Below are 19,570 nucleotides of genomic sequence, written 5' to 3'. Positions count from 1 at the left end.
ATCCCCGTTATTCTAGACATGAGAGCAAACTATCGTCAATCTGTAGCCAGTCTGCAAAATCTGGCTTAGCTTTTGGTCCATGTAACTTCACTGCGGCAGCACTTGTAGCCCACAGATGTTTTTTTTGCGACATATCAATATTTGCTCCATGCATTGCTTTACGGATTTGAGCGTTTGCTTCTCGTGCAGCCTCGATAAGAGAACTTCGCTCCACAGCAAAAGCATCTCGCGCCAAAGCAGCAGCAATCATAGCACCAGTACGTCCTTGAGTATCTTGATAAGGTTTTAATGGTGAAGCTCCATCAAATACAGCAAATCTTTCATCGTCAATAATAAGATATGTATCTTCATTGAAACGACCAGATCCTTTATCATAAATGTGCTCCACTTTCATATAAAAACCAGTTTACTCAAAATTCACAATCTTAGTATTATACACTCCTTAAAGAAAAGATCGATACTTATTTGGAGGGAAAGAATCATCAAGGGTGGCACTATGGTTTTAAACTCCACGCTACTATTACTCCGCAGGGTCTTCTTTCGAGCATTGCGATACTCCAGCGAACATGCATGACGCACAAATGCTACCCGTACTGATGCGAACCACGATGCGTATTATTATTGGGGATAGCACCTATGGAGCCCATGTGATGCGAGAAAAGATTTGGGAAAAGTTTGGCATCTTAGTACTTGCTCCTCCTCACTACACCCAGAAGACACAACTCATGACCTGGTGGCAGTGGCGACTGCTCAACGCTCGTTCCAAGATAGAGTCGGTCTTTGACTATCTCAAAGAACATCTCCATCTCGTCAGCTCATTTCCCAGATCACTCACGGGCTACTTTCTCCACTATATGCGTATCCTTCTTACCTACCAATTCCTCAAATCCTCCCCAATTACCGCCTCCATCTGACTTTCGCTATTCACGGTACTAAAGCTTGGTATATTCAATTTAATATTCCAAATGCTATTAGCCCAGAAACATTAGGAATAAGTCCTGATACAAGACAATTAGGCACTTTGGTACAGAATATGAGCATTAAGTAAAAAAGCTAATGACATTAGCTTAGATTCGGCCTCTTTCCTAGACTCAACTATTTCAACTCTGAAAACTTCACAGTTGACGCACGAGCTACTTGATGCCATAATACAAAAACCTAAAAAATATTATGGCACGACCACAGTTGGAAGGCAAAGGACACTCTTTATGGCTTCTACCTAAGGCAGATAGTTCAGCCCATCGAGATGTCAACCCATTGATCAACCGTTTAGCAAAAGTACATGGCACACCAGAGTTTGCTGTGCATGCTACTTTAATTGGAAGTGTTTTAGGTGAAGAAGCTTCAGTAAGAGATCAGACTCGTAAAATTGCAGCACGACTGAGACCTTATGAAATAGTGGGAAACGGGCAACTCAGCTCTAACCTGGGAGTTCTGCATCAAACACTGTTCATTCCCGTAATTCAAACTCCACCTGTAATGGCAGCTTATGACACGGCTCAGCATGTTCTTGGCTCCAATAGAGGCCCTTATTTTCCCCACATAAGCTTGGCATATGATGGCTTAACAAAAGAAGAAGTGGATCAACTAAAAGAACTTCTTAAACAGGAAGAAGCATTAATCAGAAATGTACGTTTTACAGTTAATGCTATTGGTTTATGGCAAACTGAAGGCCCTGTCAGTGGTTGGCATGAGGTAGCAAGCTTTCCTTTTGCAACACAGATATAAATGCACCCACTATGCAAGAGATGACAAAAGTATCTAGCGACAGAATGACCTCATTACCAAAAGGTCACTATGCTGCTAGTACCATCATTGCTTTTTCACGTGAAGCGCAAAAAAAAGTAGCTGAGTGGCAAGAAGCTGTTTGCGCTGAACTTAGACCAGCGTTGCGTGACGCTTTATTATTACATGCCCCCACCTCAGCGCATATCACACTAGATAGCATTGTTGATCCTACTAGGGCTGAATTAGACCATGACGCCATCTTTACTGAAGGTTGGCCAATATACAATACTGTAGTCTCCAATATCACCCGTGATACCGCACCAGAAAAGGTACACTTTAAGTACGCACGTACAAATTCTGACTGTGTTATTATTTTAGCTGAAGATCCCACTGAAATAGTACAAAAGATTAGAGATAGATATCGCAATGATGTTGACGCTCAAGTTAGCCATAGAGTTAGCGATGCCAGAAGAAAAGTAGGTAAGGATATAATTCACTACACACCGATTCGCTTTAGAAGCCAAGTCCCTTTACAAGCAATACAGGAAGCTGTTGCGAGTGCCCACCGACCAAACTTCACCCAGCCTGTAGATACTATTCATATTGTTCGTAGTATGAATATGGCATTAGAACCATATATAATAAGAGCCACCTATAAGTTACTTGGCTCTAATAGCTAGAAATTAATTCAGAGCGTATGCCGAATATAGAACTGACTAAAGTTTCTGATGAAATAGATCGCGTTCCGGCTCCAGGCAAAAGAGGATTTGCGTTGATTAGAAGATTCTCTCTCCCAGCTCAACGTGAAATCGCAAGATTTCAAGAGCAAGTTTGTACCAATCTTCGCGAGGAACTACGAACTGCAATTTACAGGTTCCCGAGTAATGTTGCTCATACCACAATAGAAACTCTTATTAACCCTCGTATCAAAGAATTGGAACACGAAAGAATATTTGAAGAAAATGCTGATATCTACGATAGAGTATTTAGAGAAATTGCTGATCTTATTGAAGCAGATGAAGTAACCTTTAATGCCGTGGAAGTAAGCGCCAATGCTATTACTATTATAGCTGAGGATAGCCCGACGAATACTATGCGAAGAATTAGAGACAAAATGCGCGCCGACCTAAAGAAAGCCTTACCAGCTGATGTATTTAATGCTCGGATAGTATATGCACGCGAACATCTTATTCACTCTAGTCCTATGCGATTTCAAGGAAAGATTCCTCTAGAGGCTGTGCGTGATGCTGTGGCAAAAAGCTCAGTTCACTTTAAGGAAAGGATTGCTGATATGGATTTAGTGCGAGGTGATAGAATATTAGTGAGCCAACTCACCACCATGAAACATTATATATTCCGTAAGTAGTTATTAACAGAATCTGCTTTAGAAAGTCACAGCAATAGCAGCAATATCATCATGATCTTTCACCCGCGGATATTTAGTACAATAAGGATCCGACGATTCTAATGTTCGCACATGTTCGTGCACTGCTTTCAAACCGCCTTTTAAAAAAAATTTTACAAGCAATTTAAAATCCACCGCCGAGCTGGCATCTTTCTTCGGGAGCAAAAATCCATCCGTAAAAAGTAAAAGGTGCGCCACTTGACGTAAATCCAATCTACCATGGCGAAGAAACTCTTCCATTTCAGGCTCTCCATCTATAGCCCCATAATGAACATTCATAGTTGCTCTTACCCTGAGAAATTGAGCCTGCATTAATGGCGACTGTAGGGCACCTCGGGCTTCTATGCGTTCTTCTCTAACCATTTTCTGCCAAAGCTCTAATGTCTGTTGATCATGATCCTCATGTGCAGCCAACAAGTCATGTGTTGAGTCCCTATAAATTGCCACTATAAGACTATCATCAATCTGTAACCAATCGGCAAAAGTAGGATTATCCTCTGGCCCATGCAACTCCACTGCAGCAGCACTGGTAGCCCATAGAGCCGTCTTTTGGCAGATATCGACCCCCACTTTTCTCATGGCGCCTCGAATACTGGCATTAGCATTACGTGCTGCTGCTAAAAGAGACATGCTTTCATGCTCAAAAGCATCTCGTGCCAAAGAAGCAGCAATCATAGCACCAGTGCGTCCTTCTCCGTCTATATAAGGCACCAAGGGAGAAGCTCCATCAAATACGGCAAACCTCTTTTTACTAATTAAGAAAGCATCTTCATTGACGCGTCCTGATCCCTTATCATAGAGAGCATCTATCTTCATAAAAAAGCACTTACGTAAGAATTTAGTTATCCCACCAGAATAAACTCTTATAAAGAAAATGTCTATAGTTTGGTATGTAAGACATTCATCTGAACTAGTTGCAGGATGGCGATTTGAGACTCATGAGCTCTATGCTTCCTTAATCAGAAAAAATATACCCACAAATATTATTGCAATTCCAAGCACTTTGTAAGCAGTAATGGGCTCCTTCAAAAAGAAATATGAAGCCATCATTACTGTCACATAGCCCAAGCTGACCATAGGGTAAGCTACACTAACGGGTATTTTTGAGAGACTCAAAATAAAAAATATCATACCGACACCATAGGCGATCACACCACCAATTAAAGCAGGATTAGTTATCAGAGACACTATTTTTTCTCCGAAACTGAGAGTGGCTAAATTGCCAAAGCTTTGCGTACCAATTTTCAGTAATATATTTCCCGTGGTATTAAAAATTACTGTTAGTAATACGACAATAATTTTGAACATAGCTTATAAATTTATTGAATTTACGAATTCATTAGCAATATGAATACTACTATTTATTCCGCGCTCCATAGGTAAAAGATTTACCATAGTACATTGAAACACATTATCTATAGGAGTTTTGAATTTAATCATATCCTGATTCATATCGAGTGTAAAAACTGGTTGAGCAAACATTGCCCTGTTGATACGAATATCTTTAGGTTCTACTTTTTTACCTACGGCTTTTTCTAGGTTTTGCAAATAATAACTTTTGAGATAATTATCATCCTTTTGCAATAAAGGATCATCTTGCTTAAGGTAATGTGAGAGATAGACGATCTTATTACTTTCATATTCGGGATAATCAAACAGATTTGTTTGCTCAATAATTCCCTTGAAAGGTATTTGCTGATCGACAATATTAGTCCAATAATAAGGTGTTAGTTGTTTATCCAAAATAAAAGTAGGACAAATCACTGCTAAATATTTTACTGAATTAAGTTTTGCTAAATAGTCAGCAGAAATAAATTCCTGAAAAACTTTCTTAAAAATAATAGGTGAGAAAGTACTAATAATAAATTTAGTCTTGAGTGTTTGACCTCCTATTTGAATTTGATAGTCCTTATCAGCTTTAGTAATTTTTTGAATCTCGGCTCCATTGAAAAATACTATCTCCATAGTAGGGAGTAGCTCTACCATCTTCTTACTAATTTGACTGAAGCTACCCTTCATATAGCCCAATTGCTCTTTTCCCGTTTTCTTGGAGTTAGCTCGAACATGGAGACGTGTCCATAAAAAGCTCAAAGATAAATTAGCAGCAAAGTCATGAAATTTACCCTCAAATAAAGGTCCCCATAGTTTCTCCCAGGCTTCTTTACCCATCTTTTTAGTAATCCACTCTTTACTATTGATATTAGCGTACTTATCACCATTCCTATCCTTTTGAATCAATAAAGAATAGAGACCAATTTTAAGCTTAGTAAAAAATGACAGACCTTTGTATTTCAAGAGATCTACTGGTGTTACGAAAGGCTGGAAGACTTGCTGATTCAAGTTGGCAATAGAACTATCTTTGAATACTAATTTATCAGCCAAATTAAGAGTATTGATAGTCTCCAGTAAAATAGTATCCGTCAGAAATATATGGTGATAAAACTTTTCAAGTTCAGCAGAACCAACTTTTTGAGTTTCAATTAAGCCCCCCATCTGAGGAGCACGCTCAACAATAGCTATCTTATAATGAGGATATTTCTTGCGTAGAAAATAGGCTAAGAATAAGCCATTTAGCCCCCCCCCAAAAATAACTACATCATAAATGTTATTTTCGGTCATAATTGATGATTTCTTTCACTATATACTGAGGACGATTTTTAGTTTCTTCAAATATCACAGCAATATATTTCCCTACTATACTAATTGCCATAATTTGAATGCCGCTAAAGAAAGCAATCATCATCACGATAGTTGAAAAGCCAATAAAAGGATTGCCATATACCAAGAACCTAATAAAATAAAATACAATTACAAAAACTGCCAACAACACCATTGCCAATCCTAAATAAGTCAGCATTTCTAGAGGCAAAGTAGAAAAGCCAATTAGTCCCTTTTCCGCATGTTTCAGTAAATGTGATAGATTGTAATAAGATTTTCCTCGTTTTCTTTCATGACGATGGTATTGGATCAAATACGACTTAAATCCTACCCAAGCGCGGATACCTCTACCAAATCTATTTTTTTCGGGTAAAGCGTTCATCGCTTCATTCACCTGTTTGGTAATAAGACTAAATGTACCTACATTGATAGGAATATCAATGTAGGAGACACTATGTAAAATTTTATAAAAAAGTTTCCGAATCGGAAAAAGCAGTCCTTTCTCATCAGAAGAATTTCTTTGACCCAAAACAATATCATATCCCTCTTCCCATTTTTTAATAAATTCTGGTATCAGTTCAACAGGATCTTGTAAGTCAGCTTCTACAAAAACCACCGCGTCACCACGGGCATGTTGTTGTCCAGCCAAAATAGTAGTTTCTGGACCAAAATTACGAGAAAGAAATATAGGGATAAACTTAGCATCTTTAGCTGCTAATTCCCTCATGATCTCCTGAGACTTATCAGGACTACCATTATCCACAAAGATAATTTCATAGTCGTAATTAGTAAGAGTTTTTGCCAATTCAACTAACTCCTGATAGGTATGTGGAATATTTTCTTCTTCCTTATAACAAGGGACCACGAATGAAATCAGCTTTTTATCCATAACTATTATTTATTAAGTAGCAGCAAACTTTCATCAATACTTGCCTTATTTCCCTCATACCACTGATACAATTCTTTAATAGAGTCATCCATATTAGTGAAAGTAAAATCACCGATTTCTTCTTTTAGACGATTATTATTACCACTATATTCCTTACCAAGCTCTTCAACCCTCCGCAGTACCTTTACGGTTTTATCAGCTATTTTTTGAACTTTATCGGTAATAGTCAATAAATCTATTCGTTCGGCAGAACAAATATTGTAAGATGAGTATTTCAAACTTTCTTTTTCAATAAAAAATTTCAATAACTTTATCAAGTCATGAACCCACACATAACTCATGTACCTATTTTGATGGATCACAATATCCTGGCCAAACATCACCTTACAGCAAGCATAGGATATAAAACGAATTTCCCAATCCTCATATTTACCAAAAAGACCAAAGATTCTTAATTCACAGATATTAGGGATATTTTCAATATATTTGGACATTATGTACTTAGATAGACCATAATCATCAATGGGCAAATGTTCACCTAAGTATTCTTCAGGCATTTGAGGAATATAAAAACGCTGATCATATGCTCTCCCTGAGCCGAAATAAAACATTCTGCCATAAAGACTCTTATGTTTTATCAAATTAAAAAACATATAGAGATTATTCTTCAAAGCAATGGTCGGATCTTTTTTAGAATTCCGGGAATCATCATGGTTGGCACAATGAATAACTACATCAAATCGATGTTCAGTTAAAAACTGTCGCACTTGGCCTTCATCGAGCAAATCCAATTCAGTATGGCCAGGAGCTAGAATATGATAGGTATCACCTAAACCTTCCTGGAGATTCCTTCCTAAAAACCCTCGGCCTCCCGTAATTAATATTTTCTTCTTAGAAGATGACATAAAAGGATCAATCCCAATTACAATATATTATTCTTATACCAAGAATAAGTTTCAGAAATAGCAGAGTCAAAAGTATATTGTGGATTCCAGCGAAGCACTTTTTGTGCTTTCGTATAATTTAATTTTTGATAAGGAATTTCATTTTTTGCAATATCCAAAATTTTGTAGTTTACTTTTTGCTTAAGAATCTGTTCAGTTTTAGCTAATAAGTCTAATACCGACAGATTATCTTCCGTAGAAAAGTTAAAAGCTTCTCCCTTAATATTTTCTATATTTTCACCCAAAGTGATATAGGCTGACACAGCATCTTTTATATACAAATAGTCACGGACAAATCTACCATTACTTCTAATTTCCCATAACCTATTATTAAGCAAAGCATCTATGATACCAGGAACAATTCTATTGAAATTAAAATCTCCTGGACCATAAATGTTCCCACATCGAGCTATTGCTATAGGCACTCCATAGGTTTTGAAATATGTAGTAGCCAATAAATCAGTACATGTTTTAGAGCAATCATAAGGATGATCACCCTTCAAAGGTGAGTCTTCAGTATATTGGTCAGCAGTCTTGCCATAAGCTTTATCGCTAGAAGCGATAATTACCCCTTTTATTTTCTTATGCAACCTAGCGCATTCCAAGATATGGGCAGTCCCTAGAATATTCGATGCCAAAGTCTCTAGTGGATTGTGATAGGCTGTATCGACAATAGCCTGAGCACCAATATGAAAAATGTATTCGATTTCATGCTTAGTAACAATATCAACCAACCTTTCGAAGTTTTTCAGATCTCCTGCCACTAGAGTTACTTTATCTTGTAGATGTTGAGAGAAAAAGTATGACTTCGGATTTAATTCTCTGAACAGTACAATTACCCTGGCTCCTAAATTTACTAAGCTCTCCACTAAATGACTCCCCACCAAACCTGTACCGCCAGTAACAAATACCTTTTTCCCTTTGAAATGAGAATCATTCATAGACACTAAATTAGTATTACCATTTTTTCCATGGGTGCTCTGTCTCCCAAATTTCATTCAGCTTAGTAAAATCTCTATAGGTATCCATTGCTTGCCAGAAACCTTGATGATGATAGAGAGCAACTTGTCCCATTTTTGCCATCCTCGGAAGCAAATCAACCTCAATCATTAAATTATTCTGATCGACATACTTGAATATTTCTTTATTCATTATCATAAACCCCCCATTGACAAACTCGGTTGATTGTGGCTTCTCAGCAAAATCAGTAATGATATGATTGGCATCTACTTCAATAATTCCCCAACGACCAGGAGGGTTAATACCAGTCAAGGTAATCATTTTGCCTTTTTCTTTATGAAATTCAAGTAAAGCATCAAGATCTATATCAGCTACACCATCACCATAGGTCAACATAAAATAATCGTCATTATCTTCATCTTCGAGTAGTAAATGTTTGACTTGGAAAAGTCGCGACATGGTCATCGATTCTACTCCTGTTTCTACAAAGTGAATGAGCCAATCAGTTATGCCACCATTAGCATGTAGCTTGACATCTCGTGTAGCCAGATCGAGAGAAAAATCTTTATTTCGCCAATCAAAACCAATGAAATATTCTTTTATCATCTCCCCCTTATAACCTAAAGGCAACACAAATTCTTTGTGACCATAATGAGCATATATTTTCATGATATGCCAAATAATTGGATATCCTCCTATGTTCACCATTGGTTTAGGTTTAAACTCTGTTTCTTCACGTAAACGTGTTCCCATACCTCCACACAAAATCACCGTTTTCATATCAACGATTAGGTAACTAAACATGGACCACTATAGCACCTGCTTACTGCCTGTAAAGCTTTGCTAAATTAGATTGTAATTAGCAAAATTCAAACAGCATAGTTCAGTAATAAACTGAGCTATTCGTGGCAATATAATGAATCCGATGTAAAGGTCCAGCTATTTACTCAACTTCCAGACATATAGAAGTATATGGTATAGCTGGATCCGAACAATTGTCCTTTGATTAACAATCGGCCATGTTTCTACAACCTATATTAGTCAGCTGCTTGATAGTAGTATTTACCGGGTTCATTGGCTTTGGTTTAACTCTCCTGTTCCATAAGACCAGCCTCCTGAAAAGGCTGTTATTAAGCCCTATGGTCGGATATGCAGTTATCAGCCTTTGCACAGGATATCTAAGTTACGCTGGCATCGGAACAAATGTGATAGCTTTACCACTTTTCACGACTCTTATTACCGTTGCTCTTTTTGCTTTGATTTGGAAAAGAAAAAGTATAAGAATGTATGAAGAAAAAATAAGTTTAAGAATTCTCATTCCAATCATTTTATTTGGATGCTTAAATGCAGCCATAGTTCTAGCTCCTATGATTTTGGAGCGTGCACCGCATTTTTTCAATGATCACACAACCTATATTTCTATAGCAGAATATTTGCGCGACTTTGGTTATTTCACACCCAAAGATCTTGATACAGCTTTTTGGCAAGATAATACTGCACTTTATGAGTCAGCTCACTTTCGCATGGGGGCACAATTTTTTGTAGCGTTTACATCCTCCCTTTTTCAAATTCCCCACACCATTTCAATCTATCCATCAATTTTGGGCATGGTTGCTGTTACATTCATAACATCACTAAGCTTTTTCTATATTTGTTTACGTGAAGAAAAAGGAAGCATTGGAGAATGTTTATTAATACTTTATTTTAGTTTAATTGCTATTAATCTCAATAGCGAAAATATTATTATTGGCTTTCTACCACAAACCTTTGGGGTGATGCTTTTTATTACTTTATCTGGTTTACTATATGAGTTCTTTCAGCACACAAAAAAACATTTTGTCACAATAGGAATTCTTTTTGCCGCCTTAGTATTGACCTACCATGAAGTTACACTTTTTTATGGCATGGGCCTAACGGCATTACTGATATTCCATTACTTTTTCCAAAAGACCAGCAATAAAATCATTACGATCCAGTTAGCCATCACACATCTAGCCACTTTAATCATTTCCCCCATAGCAACGCGTGAGTTTATCCTTGGCATTCAAAGCTCATCACAATCTAATGACGTGGGCTGGTATGTATCCTATTCACTAGTGAGGTATCTCATGGTGTTTTTTGGCCAAGATTTTCCTTATTTGATAGCAAACAGCTCGATTAAGCTATTTATGTTACTGGGGATGGGTTCTGTTTTTTTCTATTTATTTTTATTTTTTAAATATTTCAGGCATGAAAAAAGCGAGTTGAGAAAATTTTTATTGATACTGTTCATACCTGTAATAGTATCAGTTTTTATTTTTTCTTTTGTGAAGTTAGATCCATTTCACAATGAATTAGGACATTCATGGAGAATTTTCAAAGTCGTGAGTTGGAGCTTTTGGTTAATAGCTATCTTGGCAGGTTTTGCCGTATTTTCATATTTCAAAGAAAGTAAATGGAAAAAGATATTAATCATACTGACATTATTTTCGCTACTGCCATCAACTGCTGCTAATATCTACGCTAACTACCGCAATCACAAAATAGGTTTAGAAACCTATACTAATAATGATCAGAACCCTTTGAACGATTTTGAGTATCTCGCTCAAAACAAAGCCCATTATGGACCGGCAAATATTATCGACTACGAAAGTCACCCCAATTATCCGTACCTTATTTTGAGCATCCTCAAAGATTCATCTGTGGGTGACCTCAGCCTATTTGGTAGTAAATTGGTTCCATCGACGGATCCTCAGTTCTACCAATGGATTAATTATCGAAGAGAGCATGCCAATACCGAAGCTCCCATCACAAATCTCGCAGGATTTTTCATTTACCCACCCAAAAGCTCTAGTGTCTATCTCTTTACCGGTTTTGGACAAAGAGAACTGCATGGTTCTAACCACTTAACCTGGCTCAGTGGAAAGGTAGGAAGCTTAAAAATAATTGTCCCCAAAGGCGAAAAGGCACAATTCACAACTTCTATTAGTAATTGGCAAAACAAACAAGGAAAGGTGGAGATCACTTTTAAAAACACTTCCATTTTCACAGCAGATGTGACTAAAGCAGCTACACTCTTTACTTCTCCTATTCTCCCGGAAGGTAATCATGAATTCCAGGTGAAGTTTTATGGCGAATTACGAACACCTGATAAAAATGACCGTAGATCTTTGGCTTTGATGTTTAAAAACACCACTATTTCTCGAATTAATTAAATGAACCGTCTTCACTATTTTGTGGCATTTATAGGATTCACAGTTCTAAGTGCCATAATGCTTTTTACTCACCTTTTTCCCATTCATTTACTTACTCCATTTTACGGCGACTATGGCCAAATGGTTTGGAACTTATGGTCCGTCTGTGAATCTATATGGAATGGACAGAACCCATACTTCAGTGATCTAATTTTTTATCCCACAGGTTCACTTTTAGCGAAACACACTCTGGCAATGGGATTCTTCCCTATCACTATGCTAGTAAAATTTATTACTAATAATAGCAGCATCTACCCTTTCATAAGCTTTAAAATTATCATTTTACTATCATTCACCCTGTTATGTTTTTTTACGTACTTAACCATCAAAGAACTAAATTATACCAAGTTTGAAGCCATAATTCCTGCAATTGGTTATGGTTTCTGTAACTTTTACATGCTGCATTGGATGCACCTAAATCATATATCAGGTTTTTTTATTTCCTTGACAGCCTGGCTATTAATAAGGTTATGCAAGCAGCCCTCATTTCGTCGTGCACTTTCATTTTGTATTGCTCTCGGGGTTTCAATATATTTTACTGAATTCTTCTTATTCATCATACTTTCATTATTATTTTACTTATCGATAGTTTTAGTTGTAAGAAAGTCTGATCAAAAAGCGCATATAAAGACAATCCTAAGCCAAATTGGTCTTTCTAGAATATTTTTTTGTATGATTGTTTTTGTCAGCATAATTGCCCCTTTTCTCATTAACTTTCTTAATCATGAAACTTTACCACCTTCACGAGAAAGTATTTCTGTATTTTCTGCAAATGCATTCAGTATACTTATACCATCTCCAGATACTACTCCCGCTTATGGAAAGATATTTGCTTATTTAAATGATCGTATTTCTCAAGGTGTTTCAGGTAAAGAATCTTTTGTCGGATTTCCATTATTACTATTTGCCATAGTTGGATTTATATATAGAAGACATACATATCAAACATTTTTGGGCTTAACCACAATTGTTTTCTATATTCTTAGTTTAGGACCAACCCTAAAAATATTCAGTCTTGAAACATTTTTCCCTCTGCCATATGCACTTTTATCTTATGTCCCAGTATTTCAGGCATTTAGAACCCCTGCACGATTTGTAGTTATTTCGTATTTTTGTATAGCACTCTTGAGTGCTGAAGGAATAAAGAAAGTTAGCAGTACCTTGAAAGCACATTTCTCAACAAGAAGCGCATATATAGTCAAAACACTTATCTTATTATGGACACTTATTGAAGTATATTCGCCAATACCAGCCTTACCCATCCTGCCTGTTCCTAATTTTCCACCTTTGCGATCAGGGCCGGTCCTCAATGTACCAATTGACATTAATGATGGCTACGCACTAGCTTTACAAATATTCCACAAACATCCAATAGCATTAGGAAATTTAGCTAGATTTAATCTTCAGCAGATACAAAGAGCTGAAATTCTTAATCGTTGGCTCACAAATTCAGACCAAAAACTTTGTGAAAATCTGAGGAAAGACAATTATAGTATGATTATCTTAGTATCTCCTGTTGAAGATAAAAAAGTGGAATTCTTATCGACTTGTAAAATTCCAATACTAGAAAGTTATCAAAGCTTTATATGGCGCATATGACCTTACATTAAGGATCCTGCAGATATACAACTTCTTTCCAAAAAGTCAGATTAGACTTTGAAAAATAGTTTTATTATATTAAAGAATAAATGCTTAATAAAAACTCAATGAATAGCAATAATACAAGAATATTGTTAACAGGAAGCAATGGTTTCTTAGGACAATACGTCCATAAGGAGTTACAACACCAGGGTGTAGAAATAAGTAATATTGTCATTCCACGATCAATCACTCATGATTTACGGAAATTAACTATATGTGAAGAATTGGTAAAGAATATTGATGTCGTTATCCATCTTGCAGCAAAAGTAGGTGGCATTGGCTTCAACAAAGAAAATCCCGCAATGCTGTATTATGACAATATTATAATGGGTACCCACCTGATTGATAGTGCCTATAGAGCCGGCGTAAAAAAGTTTGTTTGCCTGGGCACCATTTGTGCTTATCCCAAATTCACACCAGTACCGTTCCAGGAACAGAGTTTGTGGGATGGTTATCCTGAAGAAACGAATGCACCATATGGACTAGCTAAAAAAATGCTATTGGTACAATTACAAGCTTACCGACAACAATACGGTTTTAATGGTATTTATTTATTACCTGTGAACTTATATGGTCCTGGAGACAATTTCAATCCTGAGAGCTCACATGTCATACCGGCATTGATTAAGAAGTGTATAGATGCAATTAAAAATAAAACAGACCAAATTGTCATATGGGGAGATGGAACCGCTTCGAGAGAATTTGTATATGCCCAAGACTGCGCTGAAGCAATAGTTGCCGCTACCTTAAAATATGAAAAAGGTGAACCCGTGAATATTGGCTCCGGTCAAGAAATATCAATCAAAGATCTGGTCAATATAATAGTGGAACTAACAGGCTTTTCCGGCAAAATTATTTGGGATACTAGCAAACCAAATGGTCAACCACGCCGTTGTCTAGATACTTCACGAGCAAAAAATGAATTTGGATTTGTGGCCCGAACTAGTCTAAAAGATGGGTTACGCGCAACCATCGAATGGTACAAAAAGAACCTAGCTTAATGAATTATAAATATCCAAGGTTTTCTGGGCACAATCTTCCCAAGAAAACTTCTGAGCTTGCGCTAAACCTTTTTGCTTTAATTGTGAAGCCAAGTGGGTGTCGGTTAAAAGTTGCTGAATTGCATTAGTAATACTTGGGATATTAGCAGCATCAACTAGCAATGCTGCATCCCCAGCAACTTCCAACAGAGAAGAATTATTAGCGGTAATACAAGGACAGCAACAGGCCATTGCCTGCAAAAGTGGCAAGCCAAAACCTTCATAGTGACTAGGAAATACAAAGCAAGCGGCTCCACTATAGAGATACCGCAGATCATCTTCTTCAACATAACCTAGAAACTTTACTTTATCTTGCAAATTTCTTTCTTGAATAAGAGAAAAAACTTTATTATCTAGCCACCCCTTTCCTCCACCAATAATTAAATTGTACTTGTCTTTTAAAGCTCTCGGCAATGCGTCATAAGCCATAATCAGACCATCCATATTTTTTCGGGGTTCCACCGTGCCTAAAGCAAAAATATAAGGGGATTTTATCTGCAATCGCTCAAGTACTATTTGAATTGCATTAGGTGAAGTGATGGGATAATAAAAATCTCTATCATATCCTAATGGCGTCACTACGATCCGCTCTTCTGGACACTGGAAATAGCGCATTAAGTCAACTTTTGTGTGCTCCGATATCGCAATGATTACATCCGCTTTCTCGACCGCATCGAGAGTACCTTTTAAACAATGATCGATATTAGCTTGTTGATGATATTGTGGATGAGTGTAGAAACTCACATCATAAATAGTTACCACTAATTTGCCAGTAAAATCTAATGGAACACAAAAGGTGGTAGAATGAAGGAGATCGAGATTACCTAAAAGAGGTTTTCGATCAATATGAGGATTATTCCACAAATAATCTATCCATTCTTTTGGTAAATGCTGAAATTTATAATGAAATTGTTCCCTATGTTCTAATGGAATCGCAGTCATTTTGAAATCTGGATGATAGATATGATAAAAAAAGGGAAATAAGGTGTATTCATGTGGGGATTGAAAACGAGAAAGGTACTTCACTAAATTATAAGCATAGGTCCCTACTCCCGCTCGACTCCCCGGTACCAAACTTACATCAATACCTATTTTCATTACTTTCGCTTAGTAAATGCTGCCCACAACCACCCCAGAAACAGCTTCACACTGCTTAAAGGGATTGAATGATTATAGCGTAAAAAATTAATGGAAGAATACCAGATTAGGGCATGCACAAAAATAAGATTCTTCAAAAAGCTTTTTCGATCATTATTGGCAATAGCGGGATATGTGTGTGCATAAGCATAGATCCAATTGGCATGAACACTACAATAATTACTTTTCACCACTTCCAATATTTCTCTATGCACTTTGTGACGTTGATTCGAAGTTTTTGTAGCCTCGTATATACGGGTGCTGGCCAGATGATCAGGAATAAAACCCATCTTAAATTGCTTACTAATCCTAATCCAATACTCATAGTCCATGGCAAAATGCAGAGTTGGGTTCAAATAACCAACGGTAAGCAAAATGTCTCTCCGCCAAAAACTAGTGGGTTGACATATTGGGCAACTATAATGGAGAGTATTGTAATCACATGGTTTTGAAGGATAGAGCTCTAAAAAAGTGCCATCTTTGGCAATATGAAGTCCTTGACCATGAACGAAGGATATAGCCTTGTTACTCTTAAAAAAACTAACAACCTTCTCAACTGTAGCAAGGTCATAGATATCATCTGAATTCAGCCAAGCGACAATATCCCCGCGAGCTCTCCGCAAACCTTTATTGATTGCATCAGATTGTCCCTTGTCCTTTTCTGATATCCATTGAATACGATTAGGATATTGGGCAACCATTTTAGTAATTATCTCTACCGTATTGTCTTTTGAACCACCATCCACAATAATATACTCGATATTTTTATAGGTCTGTTCCATCACACTTTTTATTGTTTCTTCAATAAATTCTCCTTGATTATATGATGGTGTAATAATTGAAACCAAAGGCATCTCTGCTGTGCTTGTTAAAGTGGCATTTTCTTTCCCATGCCAGTGAACGGTAGCAATTTTTTCCAAATTCTGAATTATCGTTTTGGCAGACTGCTCGTAAGAAAAATTCTTAACTTGCACAGCCGCATTACTCAACAAAGCATGTTTTAATGAAGCATTATCCAATAAACGACTGATCTTTTCTGCTATGTCTAGGGGATTCTTCGGGTCTACATACAAAGCAGCATCTTTTGCTATTTCGGGAACACTAGTGACTGAAGAAGCAACTATAGGACAACCTGAACGCATTGCTTCAACGAGAGGAATACCAAAACCTTCAAACAATGAGGGGAAAACGAGCATTTCTGCATTACTATAAATATAGGGCATATCCTCTCGAGCTATATGTCCTAAATAATGAACCTTTTCCGACAGCCCATGTGAATCTATAAAAGATTGAATATCGGCATGAGCATTACTAGCAGCTCCGGTGAAAACCAATGAAAGATCAGAATAAACTTTTTTTAATAAATTAAATGCCTTTAGCAAGTTGATATGATTTTTATGAGGCCAGGTATTTGCCGGATAAAACAAGAATCTTGGAGGCAAGTGATATTTTTCCCGAACAAGAGATTTTTTTGCTTTTATCAGATCTTCTTTGAACCAAGGCTCGCTATCGAGATAAGCAACACTTACTTTGTCAGCTGGAATTTTGAGAAAATTAACAATATCTTTCTTTGCATCTTCTGAGATGGTAATCACTAAATCAGCATGCTCTGCGGAAAACGCAATTTGTTTTCTACGCCAGCTAAGCTCTTCAGGAGAAAAGAAATTTGGATAATATTCATGCTGTAAATCTGCTAGGACAAAAGCACTAGGTATAGACAAATTTAGCGGGTCCAAAATCATCAAAGGACTCCACCACACATCTATTCCTCTTTCTGGAATGAGCTTTCCCAAAGAAGCGGTAACAGCCGGTAAGTTTTCTAACCAATAAGGAACTTCTACAATTTCATACTTCTCAATAGCATCCAAAGTATCCAATACCTTTCTATGGGCAAAAACAACATAAGTATGTTGTGAAGCAATGATAGGAAAATAATGAAGCCATGCTCGAATACAATGTTCTATCCCACCATTCACCCCCGGATTGAGATGTGTAAGGTTGATTCCTATGCGCATAGCTATTTCTCAAGAACTAAAGCATAATCACCATAAAGGTGTGCTTGAGAAATATCGTTTTGGACTTCCGGCAGATCGGGAATCACTGGTGTGCGAAATAATAAAGCATGCTTTTTTAGAAAGAAGGACTGAGCTAAAAAAGCAACAACATCAGGAAAGAGCGGCTTAATATGTGTCAAATCCATATAAAAATGTTGATGCGCAACTGGACAAAGTGGATTTACTGTTTCTAACACCGCCTTTGCTCCTACCATCAATTTTTTTTGTAGTAAATACATCAATCTTTGTAATTGCTCAAAATCCAGATGTTCAATCACCTGTGCAGAAAAAATCCCATCAAAAGAATTGTCTGGACTTCGTAATAAAAACACAAACAAATCCTCACAACTTACTTTGAGACCTTTCTTTTGACAGTAATCACACATATCTTTATCCAAATCTATCCCCTGTGCTTCAATGCTATTTTCTCGCATCAACTCTAAGAATTCACCGCGACCACAGCCAATATCTAAAACTGCATGACGATCTTTGAAATACTGCAAATAAACTGATTGCCGAGCCTTGATCAACGCCTCATCACCACGGAAAGTATTTTCAAATTCGAAATAATTAATGGCAGGATATTGTTCCAGGGTGTTTTGTAACAACAGCTTCTCTTCAGAAAAGTGACTAAATTGTTTGAGCTCACTCACACTTTTTTCCAAAGTAAGTAAACGGTTATTAGCTTCTTCCATTTGTTCGATAGTTGAATTTACTACCTCACTGACAAATAAATGAAAATTTTCAATACTTCTAAATCTATTTTCTTGATTCACAGATCTACGTACTAAAAAAGTACGACACTTGCCTAAAAATGCTTTGAGTCTTCGGTACGTTGAAATCATAAATTATACCCTAATAACTCTAAATCATGTCGACTCATCAAACTAACTAATTCTTTAAAACCAATCTTAGGTTTCCACCCCAGTTCATTTTTTGCTTTGGTGTAATCTCCAACCAAGAGATCAACTTCAGCTGGGCGAAAATACTTAGGATCGATTTCAATAATTACTTTTCCCGTGACACTATCAATTCCCTTTTCTTCCACACCTTCGCCCTGCCAAACTAAGCTCATACCCATGAGTTGAGCACTTTCTTCGACAAATTCTTTAACCGTATGTGTTTCACCAGTAGCAATAACATAATCATCAGCTTTGGGTTGTTGTAACATTAACCACATCGCCTCTACATAGTCCTGTGAATGGCCCCAATCTCGAATACTATTGAGATTACCCAAATGCAGTGTTTGATCGAGACCCATCTTGATTCGCGCTAATCCTCTAGTAATTTTCCGGGTAACAAAAGTTTCACCTCTTCTTTCAGATTCATGATTAAACAAAATGCCATTACAAGCAAACATGTTATAACTTTCTCGGTAATTCTTAGTAATCCAATATGCGTAAAGCTTAGCACAGGCATAAGGAGATCGGGGATAAAAGGGCGTGGTCTCAGTTTGGGGAATTTCTTGTACCTTGCCATACATTTCTGAAGATGAAGCCTGATAAAATTTAGCTTGCACACCAGTTTCACGCATGGCATCCAAGATACGCAATGTACCTAAACCGACAACATCTCCTGTATACTCAGGAATATCAAAACTAATACGCACATGACTTTGGGCTCCTAAATGATAAATTTCATTAGGTTGTAATTTATCGAGAAGACGGGAGAGATTACTACTATCACCCAGATCTCCATAATGTAGAAATAAGTTCACACCATATATCTGAGGATTACAATATAAATGATCAATTCGACTGGTATTAAAAGTACTAGCTCTACGAATAATCCCATGAACTTCATAACCTTTTTGTAAAAGCAATTCAGCCAAATAAGAGCCATCTTGACCAGTTATGCCTGTAATAAGTGCCTTTTTCATAC

The 19,570-nt window shown here is 37.0% G+C and carries 19 protein-coding genes; 7 read left to right on the top strand and 12 right to left on the bottom strand.

Annotated features, from left to right (window positions below; genetic code table 11):
• Nucleotides 1-7 precede the first annotated feature (7 nt).
• Nucleotides 8-394, bottom strand: a complete 387-nt coding sequence (locus tag HY817_03115; protein ID MBI4836225.1) for a hypothetical protein — start codon at nucleotides 392-394, stop codon at nucleotides 8-10.
• A 172-nt stretch (nucleotides 395-566) separates the two neighbouring features.
• On the opposite strand from HY817_03115, the gene HY817_03110 reads away from it, so the two are divergent.
• The 4 genes from HY817_03110 (at nucleotide 567) to HY817_03095 (ending at nucleotide 3,094) form a co-directional block, all read left to right on the top strand.
• Nucleotides 567-914, top strand: a complete 348-nt coding sequence (locus HY817_03110) for a hypothetical protein (protein ID MBI4836224.1) — start codon at nucleotides 567-569, stop codon at nucleotides 912-914.
• Between the two features lie 256 nt (nucleotides 915-1,170).
• On the top strand, nucleotides 1,171-1,728 hold the full coding sequence (locus HY817_03105) for a hypothetical protein (protein ID MBI4836223.1): 558 nt from the start codon (nucleotides 1,171-1,173) through the stop codon (nucleotides 1,726-1,728).
• A gap of 11 nt (nucleotides 1,729-1,739) precedes the next feature.
• The gene (locus HY817_03100; protein MBI4836222.1) at nucleotides 1,740-2,408 is read left to right on the top strand and encodes a hypothetical protein; all 669 of its coding nucleotides are present in this window, start codon (nucleotides 1,740-1,742) and stop codon (nucleotides 2,406-2,408) included.
• A gap of 17 nt (nucleotides 2,409-2,425) precedes the next feature.
• A complete protein-coding gene (locus tag HY817_03095; GenBank protein MBI4836221.1) occupies nucleotides 2,426-3,094 on the top strand; it encodes a hypothetical protein in 669 nt (222 codons plus the stop codon).
• An 18-nt stretch (nucleotides 3,095-3,112) separates the two neighbouring features.
• On the opposite strand, the gene HY817_03090 is transcribed toward HY817_03095, so the two are convergent.
• The 7 genes from HY817_03090 to HY817_03060 form a co-directional block, all read right to left on the bottom strand.
• Entirely contained in the window at nucleotides 3,113-3,949 is an 837-nt protein-coding gene (locus HY817_03090) for a protein phosphatase 2C domain-containing protein (GenBank protein ID MBI4836220.1), read from the bottom strand.
• Nucleotides 3,950-4,078: 129 nt separating this feature from the next.
• Complete coding sequence (locus HY817_03085; protein MBI4836219.1) at nucleotides 4,079-4,441, bottom strand: EamA family transporter; 363 nt, start codon at nucleotides 4,439-4,441, stop codon at nucleotides 4,079-4,081.
• A gap of 3 nt (nucleotides 4,442-4,444) precedes the next feature.
• On the bottom strand, nucleotides 4,445-5,752 hold the full coding sequence (locus tag HY817_03080; protein ID MBI4836218.1) for an FAD-dependent oxidoreductase: 1,308 nt from the start codon (nucleotides 5,750-5,752) through the stop codon (nucleotides 4,445-4,447).
• Nucleotides 5,739-6,680 (bottom strand): glycosyltransferase family 2 protein, encoded by a 942-nt coding sequence (locus HY817_03075; GenBank protein MBI4836217.1) that lies wholly within the window; start codon nucleotides 6,678-6,680, stop codon nucleotides 5,739-5,741. The genes HY817_03080 and HY817_03075 overlap by 14 nt, the downstream gene beginning before the upstream one ends.
• A 5-nt stretch (nucleotides 6,681-6,685) precedes the next feature.
• A complete protein-coding gene (locus HY817_03070) occupies nucleotides 6,686-7,585 on the bottom strand; it encodes an NAD(P)-dependent oxidoreductase (GenBank protein ID MBI4836216.1) in 900 nt (299 codons plus the stop codon).
• 17 nt (nucleotides 7,586-7,602) lie between these two features.
• Nucleotides 7,603-8,565: a GDP-mannose 4,6-dehydratase gene (locus tag HY817_03065; protein MBI4836215.1), complete on the bottom strand. Its 963-nt coding sequence runs from the start codon at nucleotides 8,563-8,565 to the stop codon at nucleotides 7,603-7,605.
• 16 nt (nucleotides 8,566-8,581) lie between these two features.
• Complete coding sequence (locus HY817_03060; protein ID MBI4836214.1) at nucleotides 8,582-9,364, bottom strand: glucose-1-phosphate cytidylyltransferase; 783 nt, start codon at nucleotides 9,362-9,364, stop codon at nucleotides 8,582-8,584.
• A 239-nt stretch (nucleotides 9,365-9,603) separates the two neighbouring features.
• Here HY817_03060 and HY817_03055 point away from each other — a divergent pair, with 239 nt between their 5' ends.
• The 3 genes from HY817_03055 to HY817_03045 all read left to right on the top strand — a co-directional run bounded on the left by HY817_03055 (nucleotide 9,604) and on the right by HY817_03045 (nucleotide 14,459).
• Nucleotides 9,604-11,778: a hypothetical protein gene (locus tag HY817_03055; GenBank protein ID MBI4836213.1), complete on the top strand. Its 2,175-nt coding sequence runs from the start codon at nucleotides 9,604-9,606 to the stop codon at nucleotides 11,776-11,778.
• 711 nt (nucleotides 11,779-12,489) lie between these two features.
• Nucleotides 12,490-13,416, top strand: a complete 927-nt coding sequence (locus tag HY817_03050) for a hypothetical protein (protein ID MBI4836212.1) — start codon at nucleotides 12,490-12,492, stop codon at nucleotides 13,414-13,416.
• Nucleotides 13,417-13,505: 89 nt separating this feature from the next.
• Nucleotides 13,506-14,459, top strand: a complete 954-nt coding sequence (locus tag HY817_03045; protein MBI4836211.1) for a GDP-L-fucose synthase — start codon at nucleotides 13,506-13,508, stop codon at nucleotides 14,457-14,459.
• Here the strand turns inward: HY817_03045 and HY817_03040 are convergent.
• From HY817_03040 to gmd, 4 genes are read right to left on the bottom strand one after another with little or no spacing between them, the layout of a single operon-like run.
• Nucleotides 14,451-15,596 (bottom strand): glycosyltransferase family 4 protein, encoded by a 1,146-nt coding sequence (locus HY817_03040; GenBank protein MBI4836210.1) that lies wholly within the window; start codon nucleotides 15,594-15,596, stop codon nucleotides 14,451-14,453. The genes HY817_03045 and HY817_03040 overlap by 9 nt on opposite strands.
• A complete protein-coding gene (locus tag HY817_03035; GenBank protein MBI4836209.1) occupies nucleotides 15,596-17,650 on the bottom strand; it encodes a glycosyltransferase in 2,055 nt (684 codons plus the stop codon). Before HY817_03035 ends, HY817_03040 begins: the two co-directional genes overlap by 1 nt.
• A 2-nt stretch (nucleotides 17,651-17,652) precedes the next feature.
• Nucleotides 17,653-18,534 carry a methyltransferase domain-containing protein gene (locus HY817_03030; GenBank protein MBI4836208.1) on the bottom strand — a complete coding sequence of 294 codons (882 nt, stop codon included), beginning with the start codon at nucleotides 18,532-18,534 and terminating at the stop codon, nucleotides 17,653-17,655.
• Nucleotides 18,531-19,568, bottom strand: coding sequence for a GDP-mannose 4,6-dehydratase (gene gmd / locus HY817_03025; protein MBI4836207.1), 1,038 nt, complete (start codon nucleotides 19,566-19,568; stop codon nucleotides 18,531-18,533). The genes HY817_03030 and gmd overlap by 4 nt, the downstream gene beginning before the upstream one ends.
• Between the last annotated feature and the right edge of the window lie 2 nt (nucleotides 19,569-19,570).

This window comes from Candidatus Abawacabacteria bacterium, from assembly GCA_016207805.1.
Lineage (GTDB): Bacteria > Patescibacteriota > Gracilibacteria > RBG-16-42-10 > RBG-16-42-10 > JACQZO01.
This window is presented reverse-complemented; position numbering and strand designations above follow the sequence as displayed.

What these genes read in the sequence shown, in the direction of transcription:
- HY817_03090 (MBI4836220.1), bottom strand. Translation starts at nt 3,949, where the DNA reads ATGAAGATAGATGCTCTCTATGATAAGGGATCAGGACGCGTCAATGAA.
- HY817_03095 (MBI4836221.1), top strand. Translation starts at nt 2,426, where the DNA reads ATGCCGAATATAGAACTGACTAAAGTTTCTGATGAAATAGATCGCGTT.
- HY817_03060 (MBI4836214.1), bottom strand. Translation starts at nt 9,364, where the DNA reads ATGAAAACGGTGATTTTGTGTGGAGGTATGGGAACACGTTTACGTGAA.
- HY817_03075 (MBI4836217.1), bottom strand. Translation starts at nt 6,680, where the DNA reads ATGGATAAAAAGCTGATTTCATTCGTGGTCCCTTGTTATAAGGAAGAA.
- HY817_03070 (MBI4836216.1), bottom strand. Translation starts at nt 7,585, where the DNA reads ATGTCATCTTCTAAGAAGAAAATATTAATTACGGGAGGCCGAGGGTTT.
- HY817_03045 (MBI4836211.1), top strand. Translation starts at nt 13,506, where the DNA reads ATGCTTAATAAAAACTCAATGAATAGCAATAATACAAGAATATTGTTA.
- HY817_03055 (MBI4836213.1), top strand. Translation starts at nt 9,604, where the DNA reads ATGTTTCTACAACCTATATTAGTCAGCTGCTTGATAGTAGTATTTACC.
- HY817_03115 (MBI4836225.1), bottom strand. Translation starts at nt 394, where the DNA reads ATGAAAGTGGAGCACATTTATGATAAAGGATCTGGTCGTTTCAATGAA.
- HY817_03050 (MBI4836212.1), top strand. Translation starts at nt 12,490, where the DNA reads ATGATTGTTTTTGTCAGCATAATTGCCCCTTTTCTCATTAACTTTCTT.
- HY817_03065 (MBI4836215.1), bottom strand. Translation starts at nt 8,565, where the DNA reads ATGAATGATTCTCATTTCAAAGGGAAAAAGGTATTTGTTACTGGCGGT.
- gmd (MBI4836207.1), bottom strand. Translation starts at nt 19,568, where the DNA reads ATGAAAAAGGCACTTATTACAGGCATAACTGGTCAAGATGGCTCTTAT.
- HY817_03110 (MBI4836224.1), top strand. Translation starts at nt 567, where the DNA reads ATGCATGACGCACAAATGCTACCCGTACTGATGCGAACCACGATGCGT.
- HY817_03030 (MBI4836208.1), bottom strand. Translation starts at nt 18,534, where the DNA reads ATGATTTCAACGTACCGAAGACTCAAAGCATTTTTAGGCAAGTGTCGT.
- HY817_03040 (MBI4836210.1), bottom strand. Translation starts at nt 15,596, where the DNA reads ATGAAAATAGGTATTGATGTAAGTTTGGTACCGGGGAGTCGAGCGGGA.
- HY817_03100 (MBI4836222.1), top strand. Translation starts at nt 1,740, where the DNA reads ATGCAAGAGATGACAAAAGTATCTAGCGACAGAATGACCTCATTACCA.
- HY817_03085 (MBI4836219.1), bottom strand. Translation starts at nt 4,441, where the DNA reads ATGTTCAAAATTATTGTCGTATTACTAACAGTAATTTTTAATACCACG.
- HY817_03035 (MBI4836209.1), bottom strand. Translation starts at nt 17,650, where the DNA reads ATGCGCATAGGAATCAACCTTACACATCTCAATCCGGGGGTGAATGGT.
- HY817_03105 (MBI4836223.1), top strand. Translation starts at nt 1,171, where the DNA reads ATGGCACGACCACAGTTGGAAGGCAAAGGACACTCTTTATGGCTTCTA.
- HY817_03080 (MBI4836218.1), bottom strand. Translation starts at nt 5,752, where the DNA reads ATGACCGAAAATAACATTTATGATGTAGTTATTTTTGGGGGGGGGCTA.